The sequence below is a fragment of the Rivibacter subsaxonicus genome (assembly GCF_004217215.1).
In the GTDB taxonomy this organism is placed as follows: domain Bacteria; phylum Pseudomonadota; class Gammaproteobacteria; order Burkholderiales; family Burkholderiaceae_C; genus Rivibacter; species Rivibacter subsaxonicus.
The window spans coordinates 17,341-33,607 of the sequence record NZ_SHKP01000011.1; the positions used below are offsets into that span (position 1 = coordinate 17,341).

Annotated in this window: 15 protein-coding genes; all 15 read left to right on the plus strand. The window is 68.3% G+C overall.

What is annotated here, in order from left to right:
- Positions 1-233 precede the first annotated feature (233 nt).
- The 15 genes from EV670_RS18375 to EV670_RS18445 all read left to right on the plus strand — a co-directional run bounded on the left by EV670_RS18375 (position 234) and on the right by EV670_RS18445 (position 16,052).
- Positions 234-1,268: a branched-chain amino acid ABC transporter permease gene (locus tag EV670_RS18375; RefSeq protein WP_130434895.1), complete on the plus strand. Its 1,035-nt coding sequence runs from the start codon at positions 234-236 to the stop codon at positions 1,266-1,268.
- A 12-nt stretch (positions 1,269-1,280) separates the two neighbouring features.
- A complete protein-coding gene (locus EV670_RS18380) occupies positions 1,281-2,570 on the plus strand; it encodes a branched-chain amino acid ABC transporter permease (protein ID WP_130434897.1) in 1,290 nt (429 codons plus the stop codon).
- On the plus strand, positions 2,567-3,355 hold the full coding sequence (locus tag EV670_RS18385) for an ABC transporter ATP-binding protein (RefSeq protein ID WP_130434899.1): 789 nt from the start codon (positions 2,567-2,569) through the stop codon (positions 3,353-3,355). Before EV670_RS18380 ends, EV670_RS18385 begins: the two co-directional genes overlap by 4 nt.
- A gap of 2 nt (positions 3,356-3,357) precedes the next feature.
- Positions 3,358-4,065, plus strand: a complete 708-nt coding sequence (locus EV670_RS18390) for an ABC transporter ATP-binding protein (RefSeq protein WP_130434901.1) — start codon at positions 3,358-3,360, stop codon at positions 4,063-4,065.
- A 152-nt stretch (positions 4,066-4,217) separates the two neighbouring features.
- Positions 4,218-6,311: a 3-hydroxyacyl-CoA dehydrogenase NAD-binding domain-containing protein gene (locus tag EV670_RS18395; protein WP_130434903.1), complete on the plus strand. Its 2,094-nt coding sequence runs from the start codon at positions 4,218-4,220 to the stop codon at positions 6,309-6,311.
- Between the two features lie 43 nt (positions 6,312-6,354).
- Positions 6,355-6,945: an HD domain-containing protein gene (locus EV670_RS18400; protein ID WP_130434905.1), complete on the plus strand. Its 591-nt coding sequence runs from the start codon at positions 6,355-6,357 to the stop codon at positions 6,943-6,945.
- Positions 6,946-6,979: 34 nt separating this feature from the next.
- Positions 6,980-8,155, plus strand: a complete 1,176-nt coding sequence (locus tag EV670_RS18405) for an acetyl-CoA C-acyltransferase (protein ID WP_130434907.1) — start codon at positions 6,980-6,982, stop codon at positions 8,153-8,155.
- Between the two features lie 244 nt (positions 8,156-8,399).
- On the plus strand, positions 8,400-9,233 hold the full coding sequence (locus tag EV670_RS18410; protein ID WP_130434909.1) for an SEL1-like repeat protein: 834 nt from the start codon (positions 8,400-8,402) through the stop codon (positions 9,231-9,233).
- A 25-nt stretch (positions 9,234-9,258) separates the two neighbouring features.
- Positions 9,259-11,127, plus strand: coding sequence for an acyl-CoA dehydrogenase (locus EV670_RS18415; RefSeq protein WP_130434911.1), 1,869 nt, complete (start codon positions 9,259-9,261; stop codon positions 11,125-11,127).
- Positions 11,128-11,145: 18 nt separating this feature from the next.
- The gene (locus tag EV670_RS18420) at positions 11,146-11,382 is read left to right on the plus strand and encodes a hypothetical protein (RefSeq protein WP_130434913.1); all 237 of its coding nucleotides are present in this window, start codon (positions 11,146-11,148) and stop codon (positions 11,380-11,382) included.
- Positions 11,379-11,669 carry a Dabb family protein gene (locus tag EV670_RS18425; RefSeq protein WP_242617047.1) on the plus strand — a complete coding sequence of 97 codons (291 nt, stop codon included), beginning with the start codon at positions 11,379-11,381 and terminating at the stop codon, positions 11,667-11,669. The genes EV670_RS18420 and EV670_RS18425 overlap by 4 nt, the downstream gene beginning before the upstream one ends.
- Positions 11,670-11,739: 70 nt before the next feature.
- Positions 11,740-13,698 (plus strand): M3 family metallopeptidase, encoded by a 1,959-nt coding sequence (locus EV670_RS18430; RefSeq protein ID WP_242617048.1) that lies wholly within the window; start codon positions 11,740-11,742, stop codon positions 13,696-13,698.
- A 46-nt stretch (positions 13,699-13,744) separates the two neighbouring features.
- Positions 13,745-14,536: an SDR family oxidoreductase gene (locus EV670_RS18435; RefSeq protein WP_130434917.1), complete on the plus strand. Its 792-nt coding sequence runs from the start codon at positions 13,745-13,747 to the stop codon at positions 14,534-14,536.
- A gap of 15 nt (positions 14,537-14,551) precedes the next feature.
- Positions 14,552-15,019, plus strand: a complete 468-nt coding sequence (locus EV670_RS18440; RefSeq protein ID WP_130434919.1) for a PaaI family thioesterase — start codon at positions 14,552-14,554, stop codon at positions 15,017-15,019.
- A 10-nt stretch (positions 15,020-15,029) separates the two neighbouring features.
- Positions 15,030-16,052: an NADP-dependent oxidoreductase gene (locus tag EV670_RS18445; protein ID WP_130434921.1), complete on the plus strand. Its 1,023-nt coding sequence runs from the start codon at positions 15,030-15,032 to the stop codon at positions 16,050-16,052.
- Positions 16,053-16,267 lie beyond the last annotated feature (215 nt).

A 16,267-nucleotide genomic window follows, 5' to 3' on the forward strand; every position in this document is an offset into this window, starting at 1 on the left:
ATCACCCTTCGGGCCCGGGCCGCGCAGGCCGCAGGGCGGCGTTGCTCGGTCGTTGCGTGCAATGAGCACGTGGCCTTCCTCGCGCCTACCCCTGCGGCCTGCGCGGCCCGGGCGCGAGTCCTCCGGTAGCGTTAGCAGGCCCTAATCGGGGCTCGATCGGGAGTACCGTATCGAGCCCTTTTTCTTTGGCGCGCGCGAGACGCGCGCCGCGCACTGAACCACCGGCGATCGCAATGGAATTTTTCACGATCTCCATGCTCAACGGCCTGAGCTACGGGCTGTTGCTGTTCATGCTGAGTTCGGGCCTGACGCTGATCTTCAGCATGATGGGCGTACTCAATTTCGCCCACGCCAGCTTCTACATGCTGGGGGCCTACATCGCCTACAGCATGTCCAAGCTGATCGGCTTCTGGCCGGCGCTGTTCATCGCGCCGCTGGTGGTGGGGGCTCTGGGCGCGGTGTTCGAGCGCACCAGCCTGCGCAAGGTGCACAAGTTCGGCCATGTGCCGGAGTTGCTGGTGACCTTCGGCATCAGCTACGTGATCCTCGAGCTGGTGCAGCTGATCTGGGGCCGCACCGCGGTGGATTTCCAGCCGCCCGAAGCGCTGCGCGGGCCGGCCTTCACGATGGTGCACCAGGCCGACGGCTCGCTCGGCTTCGTCTGGGGCGCGGCGCCGGAGGCGATGTGCCGTGCCGTCGATGCCGCCAGCACCGTGTTCTGCTCGCCGTTCCCGGCCACCCGCGGCTTCATGATGCTGGTGGCGATCTTCATGCTGCTGGCCCTGTGGCTGCTGTTGACGCGCACCCGCATCGGCCTCGTGATCCAGGCCGCGCTGACGCACCCCGAGATGGTCGAGTCGCTCGGCCACAACGTGCCGCGCGTCTTCATGCTGGTATTCGGCGCCGGCGCCGCGCTGGCCGGGCTGGCCGGCGTGATCGGTGGCAGCACCTTCGTCACCGAGCCGGCGATGGCGGCCACGGTCGGCTCGATCATCTTCGTCGTCGTCGTGGTCGGCGGCATGGGCTCGCTGGCCGGCGCCTTCGTCGCCTCGCTGCTGATCGGCATCCTGCAGACCTTCGCGATCGCGCTCGACTATTCGATTGCCGGCGGCCTGGCGCTGCTCGGCTGGACCGTGCCGCCCGACAGTGGGCTCTACACGCTGCTCGGCCTCAAGCTGTCGCAGGTCGCACCGATCCTGCCGTACCTGCTGCTGGTGCTGATCCTGATCTTCAGGCCCAAGGGTCTGCTCGGTACGCGGGAAGGCTGAGTGGCGCATCACATGAGTAATCCTGTCTTTCACTTCAAGCCCTACAACGTCGGCCGCTGGGTCGTCTGGGGCCTGTTCGCGCTGGTGCTGCTGGTCGCGCCGATGGTGTTCAAGTCGAGCCTGGCGGTGACGATGCTGTCGCAGATGGGCATCGCGATCGTCGCCTGCCTCTCGTACAACATGCTGCTCGGCCAGGGCGGCATGCTGAGCTTCGGCCATGCGGTCTATACCGGGCTCGGCTCCTACATCGCAATCCACGCGCTCAACCGCGCGGCCGGCGGCATGCCGATCCCGGTCAGCCTGATTCCGCTGGTCGGCGGCCTGGCCGGGATGCTCTTCGCCATCGTGCTCGGCTTCGTGACGACCAAGAAGGCCGGCACCCCGTTCGCGATGATCACGCTCGGCATCGGCGAGCTGGTGTTCGCGATGTCGCTGATGATTCCGGAGTTCTTCGGCGGCGAGGCCGGCGTCTCGGCCAACCGGGTGTTCGGCCAGCCGGTGCTTGGCATCAGCTTCGGCCCGCCGGTGCAGGTCTACTACCTGATCGCGATCTACACCTTCATCGCCACGGCGGCGATGTTCGCCTTCACCCGCACGCCGCTCGGACGCATGCTCAACGCGGTGCGCGACAACGACGAGCGGGTTGAGTTCATCGGCTACAGCACCCAGCGCATCCGCTTCTTCTCGTTCATCATCGCCGGCTTCTTTGCCGGTATCGCCGGCGGCCTCTACACGGTGAACTTCGAGATCGTCACCGCCGAGGTGGTGCACGCCGGACGTTCGGGCGCCTACCTGCTGTTCACCTTCCTCGGCGGTGCCACATTCTTCTTCGGCCCGATCATCGGCGGCGTGCTGATGGTGCTGGCGCTGGTGCTGCTGTCGGAGTTCACCAAGGCCTGGCTGCTCTACCTGGGCCTCGGTTTCCTGTTCATGGTGATGTACGCGCCGGGCGGCATTGCTAGCCTGATCATGATGAACCTGCGGGTGGCCGCCTTCGGCAAGCTCGGCAAGCTCTGGACCGCCTACCTGGCGCTGGCCGGCACCGCGCTGATGGCGCTGGCCGGCGCCGGCGCGATGATCGAGATGCTCTACCACCTGCAGCTCAATGCGGCGATCGGCCCCGAGCTGCACTTCGCCGGCGTGCCGCTGAACGCCAGCTCGCTCGACAGCTGGTTCGGCTCGGCCTTTCTGATGGTGGTCGGCATCGGCATGTTCGAGCTGACGCGGCGCGAGTTCCAGCGCCAGTGGGGTGGCGTGCAGGAAGAGATCGAGCACGAGATCCGTCGCAGGGAGTCCCTATGAACGCCGACACGAGTCCGCTCGCGATCGAGCTGCGCGATGTGCGCAAGAGCTTTGGCAAGACCGAGATCATCCGCGGCGCCCATCTCGCGGTGAAGGCCGGCGAGCGGGTCGCGATCATCGGCCCCAACGGCGCCGGCAAGTCCACGCTGTTCAACCTGATGTCGGGGCGCTTCGGCATCACCAGCGGCGAGATCCTGCTCAACGGCAAGCGCATCGACGGCCTCGCGCCCTACGAGATCAACCGCATGGGCCTGGCGCGCAGCTTCCAGGTCAGCAACCTGTTCACGCGCTTGTCGGTGTTCGAGAACATCCGTTGCGCGGTGCTGTGGTCGATGGGCTACCGCTACGCGTTCTGGAAGTTCCTGGCCGACCTCGACGATGCCAACGAGCGTGCCGAGCAGGTGCTCGAGATGATCAAGCTCGACCGCAAGCGCGACGTGCTGGCGATGAACCTGACCTACGCCGAGCAGCGTGCCCTCGAGATCGGCATCACGATCGCGGGTGGCGCGCAGGTGATCCTGCTCGACGAACCCACCGCCGGCATGAGCAAGAGCGAGACCAGGCGCTTCATCCAGCTGATCCGCGAGGTCACCGAGGGCAAGACCCTGCTGACGGTGGAGCACGACATGGGCGTGGTGTTCGGCCTGGCCGATCGCATCGCGGTGCTGGTCTACGGCGAGGTGATCGCCTTCGACACGCCGGAGGCGGTGCGCGCCAACCCCAAGGTGCAGGAGGCCTACCTGGGCTCGGTGCTGGCGGAACAACAGGCCGCGGCCCAAGGTTGAACATGAGCGACAAGACCCTACATCTGGCCAATCTGCACGCCTTCTATGGCAAGAGCCATGTGCTGCACGGCGTCTCGCTCGAAGTGAAGCCGGGCGAGATCGTCAGCCTGCTCGGCCGCAACGGGTCGGGCCGCTCGACCACGGTCAAGACCATCATGGGCCTGGTCGAAGGCCAGGGATCGGTGCAGTGGAGCGGGGCCGAAATCCTCGGCCACCGCGCCTTCGACATCGCGCATCGCGGCATCGGCTACGTGCCGGAGAACCGCGACATCTTCCCCAAGCTCACGGTGCATCAGAACCTGCAGCTCGGGCAGAAGCGCGGTGCCAAGGCGCCGCGCTGGTCCTTCGACGACATGTACGCGATGTTCCCGCGCCTGAAGGAGCGCCAGCACACCGAGGCCGGCGTGCTTTCGGGCGGCGAGCAGCAGATGCTGACGCTGTGCCGCACGCTGATGGGCGACCCGGACCTGATCATGATCGACGAGCCGACCGAAGGCCTGGCGCCGAAGATCGTCGAGCTGGTGGCGGAGTACCTCAAGGAGCTGCGCCGGCGCGGCATCAGCGTGCTGCTGGTCGAGCAGAAGCTCACCATCGCGCTCGAGATCTCCGAGCGCTGCTACGTGATGGGCCATGGCCGCATCGTCTTCGAGGGCACGCCGGCCGAGCTGCGGGCGAACGCCTATATTCGCAAGGAGTGGCTCGAAGTCTGAGGGCTGAACGGCGAGCATCGCTCGTCAGCCGCAAGACCTATCCAGCCCGCCGGCGCGCTTGTCACAGCAGCGACAACACGCCGGCTTTTTTCGCCCCAGAATCGAACGATCGTTCTATTCTTTTCGCCCTCTACCTGTCGAGGTTTGCACCCATGAGCGCCAGCATTGAAGTTCGCGGCAACGTCGCCCTCATCACGATGAGCAACCCGCCGGTCAACGGCCTGAGCCTGGCGGTGCGCCAGGGCGTGGCCGCGGCGATCGACCAGGCGATGGCCGACCCGGCCGTCGAGGCAGTGGTGCTCACCGGTGCCGGCAAGGCCTTCTCGGGCGGCGCCGACATCCGCGAATTCGGCTCGCCGAAGGCGGTGGCCGAGCCCAACCTGCTGAGCCTGATCAGCCTGATCGAGGGTGCCTCCAAGCCGGTGGTCGCGGCCGTCCACAGCGTCTGCATGGGCGGCGGGCTCGAGCTGGCACTGGGCTGCCACTACCGCGTGGCCGCGCCGGGCACCCAGGTCGCGCTGCCCGAGGTCAAGCTCGGCCTGGTGCCGGGAGCCGGCGGCACGCAGCGCCTGCCGCGCGTGATCGGCGTCGAGAACGCGCTCAACATGATCGTCTCCGGCGAGCCGGTCAAGAGCGAGATGCTGGCGATGATCCCGGGCCAGACGCTGTTCCAGCAGATCATCGACGGCGACCTGATCGAGGGCGCGATCGCCTACGCCAAGGAAGTCGCCGCCAAGCGTCCGCTGCCCAAGGTGCGCGACGCCAAGGCCAGCCACCCCGAGGCCGACGCCTACTTCCAGTTCGCGCGCAACACGGTCAAGGCGATGGCCAAGAACTTCCCGGCGCCGGCCAAGTGCGTGGACTGCGTGGAGGCCAGCGTCAGCAAGCGCTTCGACGAGGGCATGGTCTACGAGCGCGAGGTCTTCACCGCGCTGATGTTCACGCCCGAGTGCAAGGCCCTGCGTCATGCCTTCTTCGGCGAGCGCGCGGCAAGCAAGATCCCCGACGTGCCGGAAGACACGCCCAAGCGCGAGATTGCCAAGGTCGGCGTCATCGGCGCCGGCACCATGGGTGGCGGCATCGCGATGAACTTCCTCAACGCCGGCGTGCCGGTCGTGATGCTCGAGATGAAGCAGGAAGCGCTCGACCGCGGCATTGGTGTGATCCGCAAGAACTACGAGTCGCAGGTCAAGCGCGGCAAGCTCAAGGCAGACAAGTACGAGGGCCGCATGGCGCTGCTCAGCACCACGCTGAGCTACGACGACCTCAAGGACGCCGACCTGATCATCGAGGCGGTGTTCGAGGAGATGGGCGTCAAGGAAAAGGTCTTCAACGCGCTCGACGCGGTGGCCAAGCCGGGCGCGATCCTGGCTTCCAACACCAGCACGCTCGACGTCGACAAGATCGCCTCCTTCACCAAGCGGCCGCAGGACGTGGTCGGCATGCACTTCTTCAGCCCGGCCAACGTGATGAAGCTGCTCGAGGTTGTGCGCGGCAAGGCCACCGCCAAGGACGTGCTGGCCACCGTGATGGGCGTGGCCAAGAAGATCCGCAAGACCGCGGTGGTCTCGGGTGTCTGCGACGGCTTCATCGGCAACCGCATGATCGAGCAGTACTCGCGCCAGGCCGGCTTCCTGCTCGAAGAGGGCTGCACGCCGGCGCAGGTCGACAAGGCGGTCGAGAAGTTCGGCTTCGCGATGGGCCCGTTCCGCATGGGCGACCTTGCCGGCAACGACATCGGCTGGGCGATCCGCAAGCGCCGCTACGTCGACAAGCCGGGCCTGCGCTACAGCAAGACCGCCGACCTGCTGTGCGAGATGGGCCGCTACGGCCAGAAGACCGGCGCCGGCTGGTACGACTACCAGGCCGGCAAGCGCGACGCGATTCCGTCGGCCGTGGTCGTGAAGATGATCGAGGACCATCGCAAGGAACTCGGCATCACGCCGCGCAAGATCAGCGACGAGGAGATCGTGCATCGCCTGGTCTACGCGCTGGTCAACGAGGGCGCCCACATCCTCGAGGAAGGCATCGCCAGCAAGGCCAGCGACATCGACATGGTTTATCTCACCGGTTACGGCTTCCCGCTGTGGCGCGGCGGCCCGATGAATTACGCCGACCAGAAGGGCCTGTTCAACGTCGTGCAGGCGATGAAGCGCTTTGGCCAGAACCCGCTCGACGACGCCAAGTTCTGGCAGCCGGCGCCGCTGCTGGCGAAGCTGGCGGCCGAGGGCAAGAGCTTCAGCTGAGTTCAGTCGATTGAAGGGGCCGCGGCCCGGCAGGAGTGCAGCGATGGACCACAAGCGCGCAAGCTTTACCCGCATGCAGGACAGCACGCAGGCCGACTGGCAATTGATCGCGGGTGAGTTCGCGGTCTTCACGCGCACGCTGCCACAGCGCGTGGTGGCCCATCTCGACCTGCTCAAGGGCGAGTGCGGCGGCTTCCCGGTCGATCGCCATGTGCACAGCCTGCAGACTGCGACCCGCGCGCTGCGTGACGGGCGCGACGAGGAGTACGTGGTCTGCGCGCTGCTGCACGACATCGGCGACACGCTCGGCTCGTGGAACCACCCCGACATCGCCGCCGCGATGCTCAAGCCCTTCGTCAGCGAGGCCAACCACTGGATGGTGCAGCAGCACGGCATCTTCCAGGGCCACTACTTCTTCCATCACCTCGGCATGGACCGCGAACTGCGCGCGCAGTTCGCCGGCCACCCGCACTATGAGCGCACCGCCGAGTTCTGCGAGCTCTACGACAACCCCGCCTTCGATGGCGCCGCCGAGACGCTGCCGATCGAGCACTTCGTGCCGATGATCGAGCGCGTTTTCGGGCAACCGCGCCAGAGCCTCTACAAGTCCGCCGCCGCCGGCCAACCGGCCTGAGCCGGCCCCCACCGTTTCCGCACAGGAGTTCCCCATGAGCAATGCCGTCATCGTCTCCACCGCCCGCACCCCGCTCGCCAAGAGCTGGAAGGGTGCCTTCAACATGACCCACGGTGCCACGCTGGGTGGCTTGGCGATCAAGGCCGCGGTCGAGCGCGCCGGCATCGACGGCGGCGCGGTCGAGGACGTCCTGATGGGCTGCGCCAACCCCGAGGGCGCGACCGGCATGAACATCGCGCGCCAGGCCGCGCTGCGCGCCGGGCTGCCGGTCACGGTCAGCGGCGCCACCGTCAACCGCTTCTGCTCGAGCGGTCTGCAGACCATCGCGATGGCGGCGCAGCGCATCATCGCCGGCGAGGGCGATGTCTACGTGGCCGGCGGCGTCGAGAGCATCTCCTGCGTTCAGCAGGAGATGAACCTGCACATGCTCAAGGACAGCTGGCTCGAGCAGAACAAGCCCGAGATCTACTGGTCGATGCTGCAGACCGCCGAGAACGTCGCCAAGCGCTACGGCATCGCCAAGGAGCGCATGGACCAGTACGGCGCCGGCAGCCAGCAGAAGGCGGCGGCGGCGCAGGAGGCCGGACTGTTCAACGACGAGATCGTGCCGGTCACGGTGCAGGCCGGTGTGGCCGACGCGGTGCTCGGCATGCGCATGAAAGAGGTGACGGTCAAGGCCGACGAGGGCATCCGCGCCGGCACCACCTACGAGGGCATCAAGGACATCCGCACCGCGATGCCGGGCGGCGTGGTCACGGCCGGCAATGCCAGCCAGTTCAGCGACGGCGGCGGCGCCTGCGTGCTGGTCAGCGAGACCTACGCTCAGCAGAAGGGGCTCAAGCCGCTCGGCCGCTTCCTCGGCTTCGCGGTCGCCGGCTGCGAGCCCGACGAGATGGGCATCGGCCCGGTCTTCGCCGTGCCCAAGGTGCTCAAGCGCCTGGGCCTGAAGGTCGAGGACATCGACCTGTGGGAACTCAACGAAGCCTTCGCGGTGCAGGTGCTCTATTGCGCCGACAAGCTCGGCATCCCGATGGACCGGCTCAACGTCAACGGCGGTGCGATCGCGCTCGGCCATCCCTACGGCGTCAGCGGCCAGCGCCTGACCGGCCACGCGCTGATCGAGGGCAAGCGGCGCGGCGCCAAGCGCGTGTGCGTGACGATGTGCATCGGCGGCGGCATGGGCGCGGCCGGCATCTTCGAAGTGCTCTGAGGATCCATGGCGGTGCTGCGCACCCGCGCGGGTGCCTGGCGGCCTTGCCGGGTGCGGACTTTGCGCCGCGCCAGGAGCGGTCGTCGCCGGCCACCGCCGGAAATTGCACGCGGCGCCCACCTCGACCCGTAGCAGGGCATGCACATTGCCTCTGCCGCGCTGCGACACTCAGGGTTCATGCTCGCCGCGCGCGCCTGGGTGCCGCGGAGACACGATCCTTCAGATTGCACAGGGAACCAACACGATGAAGCCTTTTTCCTTTTCGACGGTGGCGCATGGGGCGACAACCCTGCTCGCCCTGAGCGCCAGCTTGGCCAGCGGCGCCGCGCTGGCCCAGTCGAGCGGCGAGTTCAGCCTGCAGGCGCTCTCGTCCCAGCCTTGCGAGCAGATGATCGCCAAGCTCAACACCGGGCTCGAGCGCAAGGACCCGCAGGCGCTCTACAGCGCGGGCGTGATCTACGAGGAGGGCGCCTGCGTTGCCCGCGATCCGGCCAAGGCGGCTCACATGATGCGCGGCGCCCTTGATGCCGGCAGCCTCGAGGCGGCCGCATCGCTGGCGTTGCTGACCGGGCTTGGCGATGGCGTGCCGCAGGACTACGCCGCCGCCGGCGCGTTGCTGGCCAAGGCCGGCCTGAAGCTGGGCAACGAGACCGTGGTCGCCGGCCCCGACGCCGACTACACGCGCGGCTATGCCTACACATGGCTGCGCGTCGCGCAGCGCGAGTTGCGCTACCCGCAGGAACTGCGCGCCACCGGAACCCGCGGCAACGCCGAGTTGGACTTCGAGCCGCGCAGCGGGAAGTGGAAGACCGGCACCTTCCGCAAGACCTCCAACACCGAGGACATCGCGGTGGGCAGCCGCATCGATCGCAGCCGCGGCGCCGCCACGGCGGCCATCGAGGAAGCGGCGCAGGCCGCCAACGCGAAGGTGCCCGCGCCCGACCGCAACCGCGTCGCCCCCGGCAGCTTCAGCGCGAAATTCACACTGGCGCCGGCGGCTGACGACGCACAGCCCGGCATCGGCGTGATTCCGATCATCGGCAACGTGCCGCGCGGGCGCTACGGCACCGGCGGCTGATCTTTCCATCTCGCTCAACCGGACCATGCCGATGCGACAGACCCTCGACTTCCTGCTGCACCACTGGCTCGACGTGGAGGGGCTGTGCCAACGGCCGCGCTTTGCCGAGCATTCGGCCGAGACCTTCGGCGCGGTGCTCGACACCTGCCAGAAGATCGCCGAGCAGAAGTTCGCCCCCTTCAACCGGCTGGTCGACACCGAGGAGCCCAGCTTCGACGGCGAGCGCGTGACGCTGCCGCGCGCCACCCACGAGGCACTGGCGGCCTACGTGCAGAGCGGCATGCTGGCCGCAGCGCAGGACCACGAGCAGGGCGGCATGCAACTGCCCTGCACGGTGGAGATGGCCGGCAATGCCTTCTTCTCCAAGGCCAGCGTCTCGATGGGCGGCTACGCGATGCTGACCTCGGGCAATGCCAGCCTCCTGATGGCCCATGGCACCGAGACGCAGAAGCGGGTCTTCGCGCAAAACGAGTTCGCCGGGCGCTGGTTCGGCACCATGTGCCTGAGCGAGCCGCAGGCCGGCTCCTCGCTGAGCGACGTGGCCACGCGCGCCGTGCCCGATGGCAGCGACTTCGAGTCCGACCCGCTCGGCCCGCGCTACCGCCTCAAGGGCAACAAGATGTGGATCTCGGGCGGCGAGCACGAGATCACCGAGAACATCATCCACCTGGTGCTGGCCAAGATCCCGGGCGAGGACGGCAAGCTGCCGGCCGGCGTGCGCGGCATCTCGCTGTTCATCGTGCCCAAGAAGCTGGTCGACACCGAAGGCCGCCTCAGCGGCGAGCGCAACGACGTGGCGCTGGCCGGGCTCAACCACAAGCTCGGCTACCGCGGCACGACCAACACGCTGCTGAACTTCGGCGAGGGCAAGTTCCGGCCGGGCGGGCAGGCCGGCGGTGGACTGGACGGCGCCGGATCCGGCGCCGTGGGCTACCGCGTCGGCAAGCCAGGCGAGGGCCTGCGCTGCATGTTCCACATGATGAACGAGGCGCGCATCGGCGTCGGCCTCGGCGCGGTGATGCTCGGCTACGCCGGCTACGAGGCCAGCCTGGAGTATGCGAAGCAACGCCCGCAGGGCCGGCCGATGTCGGCCGCCGGCAAGGACCCGGGCAGCCCGCAGGTACCGTTGATCGAGCATGCCGACATCAAGCGCATGCTGCTGGCGCAGAAGGCCTATGTCGAGGGCGGGCTGGCGCTGGCGCTCTACTGCGCGCGCCTGGTCGACGAGCAGCAGACCGGCGAGCCGGAGGCCGCGCGCGAGGCCGCGCTGCTGCTGGAGATGCTGACCCCGATCGCCAAGAGCTGGCCGAGCGAGTGGTGCCTCGAGGCCAACAGCCTGGCGATCCAGGTGCACGGCGGCTACGGCTACACGCGCGATTTTCCGGTCGAGCAGTACTGGCGCGACAACCGCCTCAACATGATCCACGAGGGCACCCATGGCATCCAGGGCCTGGACCTGCTCGGCCGCAAGGTGGTGATGGACGGCGGGGCCGGGCTGCAGTTGCTGGCCTCGCGCGTCAACGCGACGATCCTGCGTGCGGGCCAGGTGGAAGGCCTGGCCGAGCATGCCGGCGCGCTGGCGCAGGCGCTGGCCCGGCTGGGTGGCGCCACCAAATCCGCCTGGGCCAGCGCCAGCCCGCAGGATGCGCTGGCCAACGCCACGCCCTATCTGCAGGCCTTCGGCCATGTCGTGCTGGCGTGGATCTGGCTCGAACTCGCGCTGGCCGCCGATGGCGCCGAGCGCGACGGCGCGGTCGATGCGAACTTCGCCGCCGGCAAGCGCGGCGCGGCGCGCTACTTCTTCCGCTACGAACTGCCCAAGATCGATGCCTGGCTCGGCGTGGTGGCGGCACGCGACGCCACCTGTCGCGACCTGTCCGTCGAGGCGTTCTGAGCCGTGCCGGGGCCATCGATGTCACGTCGCGGCCTGCAGCGCCTGGAGATCCTCAACTGGGTCCTGATCTACGGCGGCATGGTGGTCGCGATGATCGGCCTGTTCGTCGACGCGAACGACGAGTCGCTGTCGCACTGGTTGCTGCTGATCGGCGGCCTCGTGTTTGCCGCCGGCCTGGGCGGGATCTTCCTGCGCGCCTGGCTCGAGCGCGAGGATCCGGCCGCGGCCCGGCGCATGGGGCGCGGCAAGCCATGAGCCTTGTACATATCGTCATGTGGCGCCTGAAGGACGGCGCCGATGCGCCGCGCTTCAAAGCGCTGCTCGACAGCTGCGCCAGCCTGGTGCCGGGCATGCTCGAGTTCAAGGTCGGCATCCGCGCCGCCGGGCTCGAGGCCAATGTCGACGTGGTCCTGGTCTCGCGCTTTGCCGACGCCGCCGCGCTCGACGCCTACCAGCAGCATCCGCAGCACCGCACCGTTGGCGCCGAACTCGGGCCGCTGCGGCTGGAGCGCCATGTGCTCGATTTCGAATCCGCGCCGTGAAGCAGGCGCCTGTGTTTCCCCTAAGGCTCTACCGAGCCGCCCCCAAGAGTCCGAACCCACAAGGATGCCGATGAAGAGAAGCCTTCTGCCCGCCACCGTCGCCACGCTGATGCTGCTGGCGAGCGCCGCCGCTGGCGCCGCGCCGTTCGTGTTCCCGAGCTTTGCCACCGGTGCCGAGCTCAAGAAGAGCTGCGATGCCGCGCTCGCCGAGCTCGCCACGCAGGCCAAGCGCCTGGAGCGCAGCGGCGAGGTGCTGTCCGCCTTCGACCGCCTCAACCAGACGACCGAGGATCGCGTCTATCCGCTGATCTTCCTGCCCTACGTGCACCCGGACAAGGCGATCCGCGCGGCCGGCGAGGCCTGCGAGCTGCGTCACCAGGCCTTCGTCAACAAGCTCAACCAGAACCCGCGCATCCACGCCCGGCTCAAGGCCGCCAAGCCAGCCGATGCGGTCGACGCGCAGCTGCAGCGCATCCTGCTTGCCTCCTTCGAGGACGCCGGGGTCGCGTTGCCGTCGGCGGCGCGCGCGCGCGCCGAGAAGCTCAACAACGAGATCGCCGCGCTCGGCCAGGCCTTCGACCGCCAGCTGCGCGAAGAGACCACCCGGGTCGCGTTCACCGAGGCCGAGCTCGAGGGCGTGCCGGCCGACGTCTGGACCAAGGCGACGCGCGACGCGCAGGGCCGGGTGCTACTCGGGCTGGACTATCCCAGCGCCGTGCCGGTGATGGAGTCGGCGACCAACCCGGCGGCACGCGAGCGCATGTGGCGCGCCTTCAACCAGCGCGGCGGCCAGCCCAACCTCGAGCGCCTGGCCGGCATCGCCGACAAGCGGCGCGAGTACGCCGCGCTGTTCGACCTGCCGAGCTATTCCGACTTCGTGCTGCGCCGGCGCATGGCCGGCACGCCGGTGGCGGCGCAAGCCTTCCTGGCCGAGGTCAAGAGCGGCGTCGAGGCGCGCGAGAAGGGCGACATCGAGGAACTGCGCAAGGCCAAGGCGGCCGACCTGAAGCAGCCGCTCGACGCGGTGAAGCTGCAGCGCTGGGACAGCGCCTTCTACAGCGAGCGCGTCAAGCGCGAGCGCTACAACGTCGACCAGGAGGCCTTCCGCAAGTACTTCCCGCCGCAGGCCAGCGTCGACTTCGTGGTCGCGCTGTCGAGCCACCTGTTCGGCGTGAGCCTGCGCCCGCTCGAGCAGAAGCTGTGGCATCCGGATGCGCGCGCCTACGAGGTCGTCGATGGCGCCAGCGGCCGCGGCATCGCCACGCTCGTCCTCGACCTCTATCCGCGCGACAACAAGTTCAACCACGCCGCGGTGTGGGGCCTGCGCGGCAGCGCGGCGGGTGGCCGGCTGCCGACCGCCGCGATGGTCACCAACTTCAACCGCAAGGGCCTGACGCTGGACGAGCTCGAGACCCTGCTGCACGAGTTCGGCCACGCGCTGCACGGCACGCTGTCGGCCACCCGCTACGCCACCATTGCCGGCACCAACGTCAAGACCGACTTTGTCGAGGCACCCTCGCAGATGCTCGAGGAGTGGGTCTACGACGACAAGGTGCTGGCGATGTTCCAGCAGGTCTGCAAGGAATGCCAGCCGGTGCCGGCGCCGATGCTGCAGAGCGCGCGCGACGCGCGTGGCTTCGGCAAGGGCCTGCAGTACGGCCGCCAGCACCTCTACGCGACCTACGACCTCGGCCTCTACGGCCCCAAGCGCTTCGAGCCGATGGCGCTGTGGGCGCAGATGGAGGGCGCGACCCCGCTCGGCCATGTGGACGGCTCGCGGTTCCCGGCCAGCTTCTCGCATATCGCCACCAACTACGGCGCCGGCTACTACTCTTATCTGTGGAGCCTGGCGGTGGCCAAGGACCTCTACACGGCCTTCGCCGCCGACCCGCTTTCGGCCGAGGTCGGTCGCCGCTACCGCAGCCAGGTGCTGGCGCGCGGCGGCGAGGCCGAGCCGAGCGTGCTGGTGGCCGACTTCCTTGGCCGCCCGGGCGGCAGCAAGGCCTTCTTCGACTGGCTGGCGCAATGATCGATTGCCCCGGCCGACCCGCACCGACAAGCAACAGGAGACCGACATGAGCCGCACCGTCCAGCAACTCTTCAGCCTCGAGGGCCGCACCGCCCTCGTCACCGGTGGCTCGCGCGGCCTGGGTCTGCAGATCGCCGAGGCGCTCGGCGAGGCCGGCGCCAAGCTGGTGCTGAGCTCGCGCAAGGCGGCCGATCTCGAGGAGGCCGCGGCCCACCTCAAGGCACGCGGCATCGAGGCCAGCTGGATCGCCGCCGACGCCAGCCAGCCCGAGCAGGTGCAGGCGCTGGCCGACGAGGCGCTCAAGCGCCTTGGCCACATCGACATCCTGGTCAACAACGCCGGCGCCACCTGGGGTGCGCCGGCCGAGGATCATCCGCTCGAGGCCTGGGACAAGGTGATGAACCTCAACGTCCGCTCGATCTTCCTGCTCAGCCAGATCATCGCCAAGCGCTCCATGCTGCCGCGCAAGAGCGGCCGCATCATCAGCGTGGCCTCGATCGCCGGCCTCGGCGGCAACCTGGCCGGCATGCAGACCGTGGCCTACAACACCAGCAAGGCGGCGGTGATCAACCTCACGCGCGCGCTGGCCGGCGAGTGGGGCCCGCATGGCATCAACGTCAACGCGATCGCGCCCGGCTTCTTCCCGAGCAAGATGACGGCGGGCCTGATGAAGAGCATCGGCGCCGACGTGATGGCCTCGCATGCACCGCTGCGCCGCATCGGCGACGACGAGGACCTCAAGGGCCTGGCACTGCTGTTCGCCTCGGATGCCGGCAAGCACATCACCGGGCAGACAGTTCCCGTCGATGGTGGCGTGAGCGCGATGATTGGCGGCTAGTCCACCGGCGCCGCGATGGACTTCCCGATCCACATCCCCCTCGTCGAAGACCTCGGCTTCGAACTGCTGCACTTTGGCGGCGGCGAGGCTGCGATCGCCCTCGACCTGAAGGAGCGCCACACCAACTCCTTCAAGGTCGCGCACGGCGGCATCAGCATGACCCTGCTCGACGTGGCGATGGCGCACGCGGCACGCAGCGTCAACGCCGAGCAGCCGAACCACGGCCCCGGCGTCGTCACGGTCGAGATGAAGACCAGCTTCATGCGGCCGGGCGAAGGGCGCATCGTCGCCACCGGCAAGCTGCTGCATCGCACCGCGACGCTGGCCTTCTGCGAGGGCCGCGTCGAGAGCGAACGCGGCGAGCTGATCGCGCATGCCACCGCCACCTTCAAGTACCTGCGCGCGGTGCCTGGCACCGACCGGCGCGTGCATGGACTCCAGACCCCAACGCCCAGCCCGCTTTCCGGGCCGGGCTCCGACTGAGGATTTCGACATGAGCACCACCATCAACCGCCAGATCCACCTCGTCTCGCGCCCGCAGGGCGAGGCGACCGCCTCCAACTTCAAGCTGGTGGAGGCCGCCGTGCCCGAACTGAAGGATGGCCAGGTGCTGGTGCGCAACCATTTCCTCTCGCTCGATCCCTACATGCGCGGCCGCATGAACGAGAGCAAGAGCTACGCCGCCGCGCAGCCGCTGGACGCGGTGATGATCGGCGGCACCGCCGGCGAGGTGGTGGCCTCGAAGAACCCGCATTTCGCGGTCGGCGACAAGGTGGTCGGCATGGCCGGCTGGCAGGAGTACCAGCTGGTCGACGCCGACCAGCGCGGCGTGCTGCAGAAGGTCGACACCACCCACGTGCCGCTCTCGGCCTATCTCGGTCCGGTCGGCATGCCGGGCGTGACCGGCTGGTACGGGCTCACGCAGATCATCGCGCCCAAGGCCGGCGAGACGGTGGTGGTGAGCGCTGCCAGCGGCGCGGTCGGCAGCGTCGTGGGCCAGCTCGCCAAGGCGCGCGGCTGCCGCGCGGTGGGCTTGGCCGGCGGTGCCGACAAGTGCGCCTACGTGGTGGATGAACTCGGCTTCGACGCCTGCATCGACTACAAGGAGCACAAGGACCTCAAGAGCCTGTCGGGCGCGCTCAAGGCCGCGTGCCCGGATGGCATCGACGGCTACTTCGAGAACGTCGGCGGAATGATCCTCGACGCGGTGATGCTGCGCTCCAACGCCTTCAGCCGCATGGCCTTCTGCGGAATGATCTCGGGCTACAACGGCGAGCCGATCCCGATGCTCAACCCCTCGCTGATCCTGGTGAACCGCATGAAGCTCGAGGGCTTCATCGTCAGCGAGCACATGGAGCTTTGGCCGCAGGCGCTGAAGGAACTCGGCACCGCGGTCGCCACCGGCAAGCTCAAGTACCGCGAGACGATTGCGCAGGGCATCGCCAGCGCACCGGAGGCATTTCTCGGCCTGCTCAAGGGCAAGAACTTCGGCAAGCAGCTGGTCAAGCTGGTCTGAATCGTTGAGAAGAACGTGCAAGTCGTTGCGCGTGATCGGGCCGACGCGGCGCTCTGTTGCGCTCGTGTCCCCCGTCGGCCTGCGGCCTCCTCCTCCTTTACCTCGCTGCGCAGAACACCACGCCGACCCGATCTGATGCAGTGCCGGCATGCGTCCCGCCCGGTGACCTTCGCTCGCGTCAATCGCGCAAGGCATCCCATCCAGTGAGGGCAAGC

Excerpts from the sequence above, each read along its gene's own strand:
- EV670_RS18375 (WP_130434895.1), top strand. The coding sequence starts at position 234 with ATGGAATTTTTCACGATCTCCATGCTCAACGGCCTGAGCTACGGGCTG.
- EV670_RS18380 (WP_130434897.1), top strand. The coding sequence starts at position 1,281 with ATGAGTAATCCTGTCTTTCACTTCAAGCCCTACAACGTCGGCCGCTGG.
- EV670_RS18385 (WP_130434899.1), top strand. The coding sequence starts at position 2,567 with ATGAACGCCGACACGAGTCCGCTCGCGATCGAGCTGCGCGATGTGCGC.
- EV670_RS18390 (WP_130434901.1), top strand. The coding sequence starts at position 3,358 with ATGAGCGACAAGACCCTACATCTGGCCAATCTGCACGCCTTCTATGGC.
- EV670_RS18395 (WP_130434903.1), top strand. The coding sequence starts at position 4,218 with ATGAGCGCCAGCATTGAAGTTCGCGGCAACGTCGCCCTCATCACGATG.
- EV670_RS18400 (WP_130434905.1), top strand. The coding sequence starts at position 6,355 with ATGGACCACAAGCGCGCAAGCTTTACCCGCATGCAGGACAGCACGCAG.
- EV670_RS18405 (WP_130434907.1), top strand. The coding sequence starts at position 6,980 with ATGAGCAATGCCGTCATCGTCTCCACCGCCCGCACCCCGCTCGCCAAG.
- EV670_RS18410 (WP_130434909.1), top strand. The coding sequence starts at position 8,400 with ATGAAGCCTTTTTCCTTTTCGACGGTGGCGCATGGGGCGACAACCCTG.
- EV670_RS18415 (WP_130434911.1), top strand. The coding sequence starts at position 9,259 with ATGCCGATGCGACAGACCCTCGACTTCCTGCTGCACCACTGGCTCGAC.
- EV670_RS18420 (WP_130434913.1), top strand. The coding sequence starts at position 11,146 with ATGTCACGTCGCGGCCTGCAGCGCCTGGAGATCCTCAACTGGGTCCTG.
- EV670_RS18425 (WP_242617047.1), top strand. The coding sequence starts at position 11,379 with ATGAGCCTTGTACATATCGTCATGTGGCGCCTGAAGGACGGCGCCGAT.
- EV670_RS18430 (WP_242617048.1), top strand. The coding sequence starts at position 11,740 with ATGAAGAGAAGCCTTCTGCCCGCCACCGTCGCCACGCTGATGCTGCTG.
- EV670_RS18435 (WP_130434917.1), top strand. The coding sequence starts at position 13,745 with ATGAGCCGCACCGTCCAGCAACTCTTCAGCCTCGAGGGCCGCACCGCC.
- EV670_RS18440 (WP_130434919.1), top strand. The coding sequence starts at position 14,552 with ATGGACTTCCCGATCCACATCCCCCTCGTCGAAGACCTCGGCTTCGAA.
- EV670_RS18445 (WP_130434921.1), top strand. The coding sequence starts at position 15,030 with ATGAGCACCACCATCAACCGCCAGATCCACCTCGTCTCGCGCCCGCAG.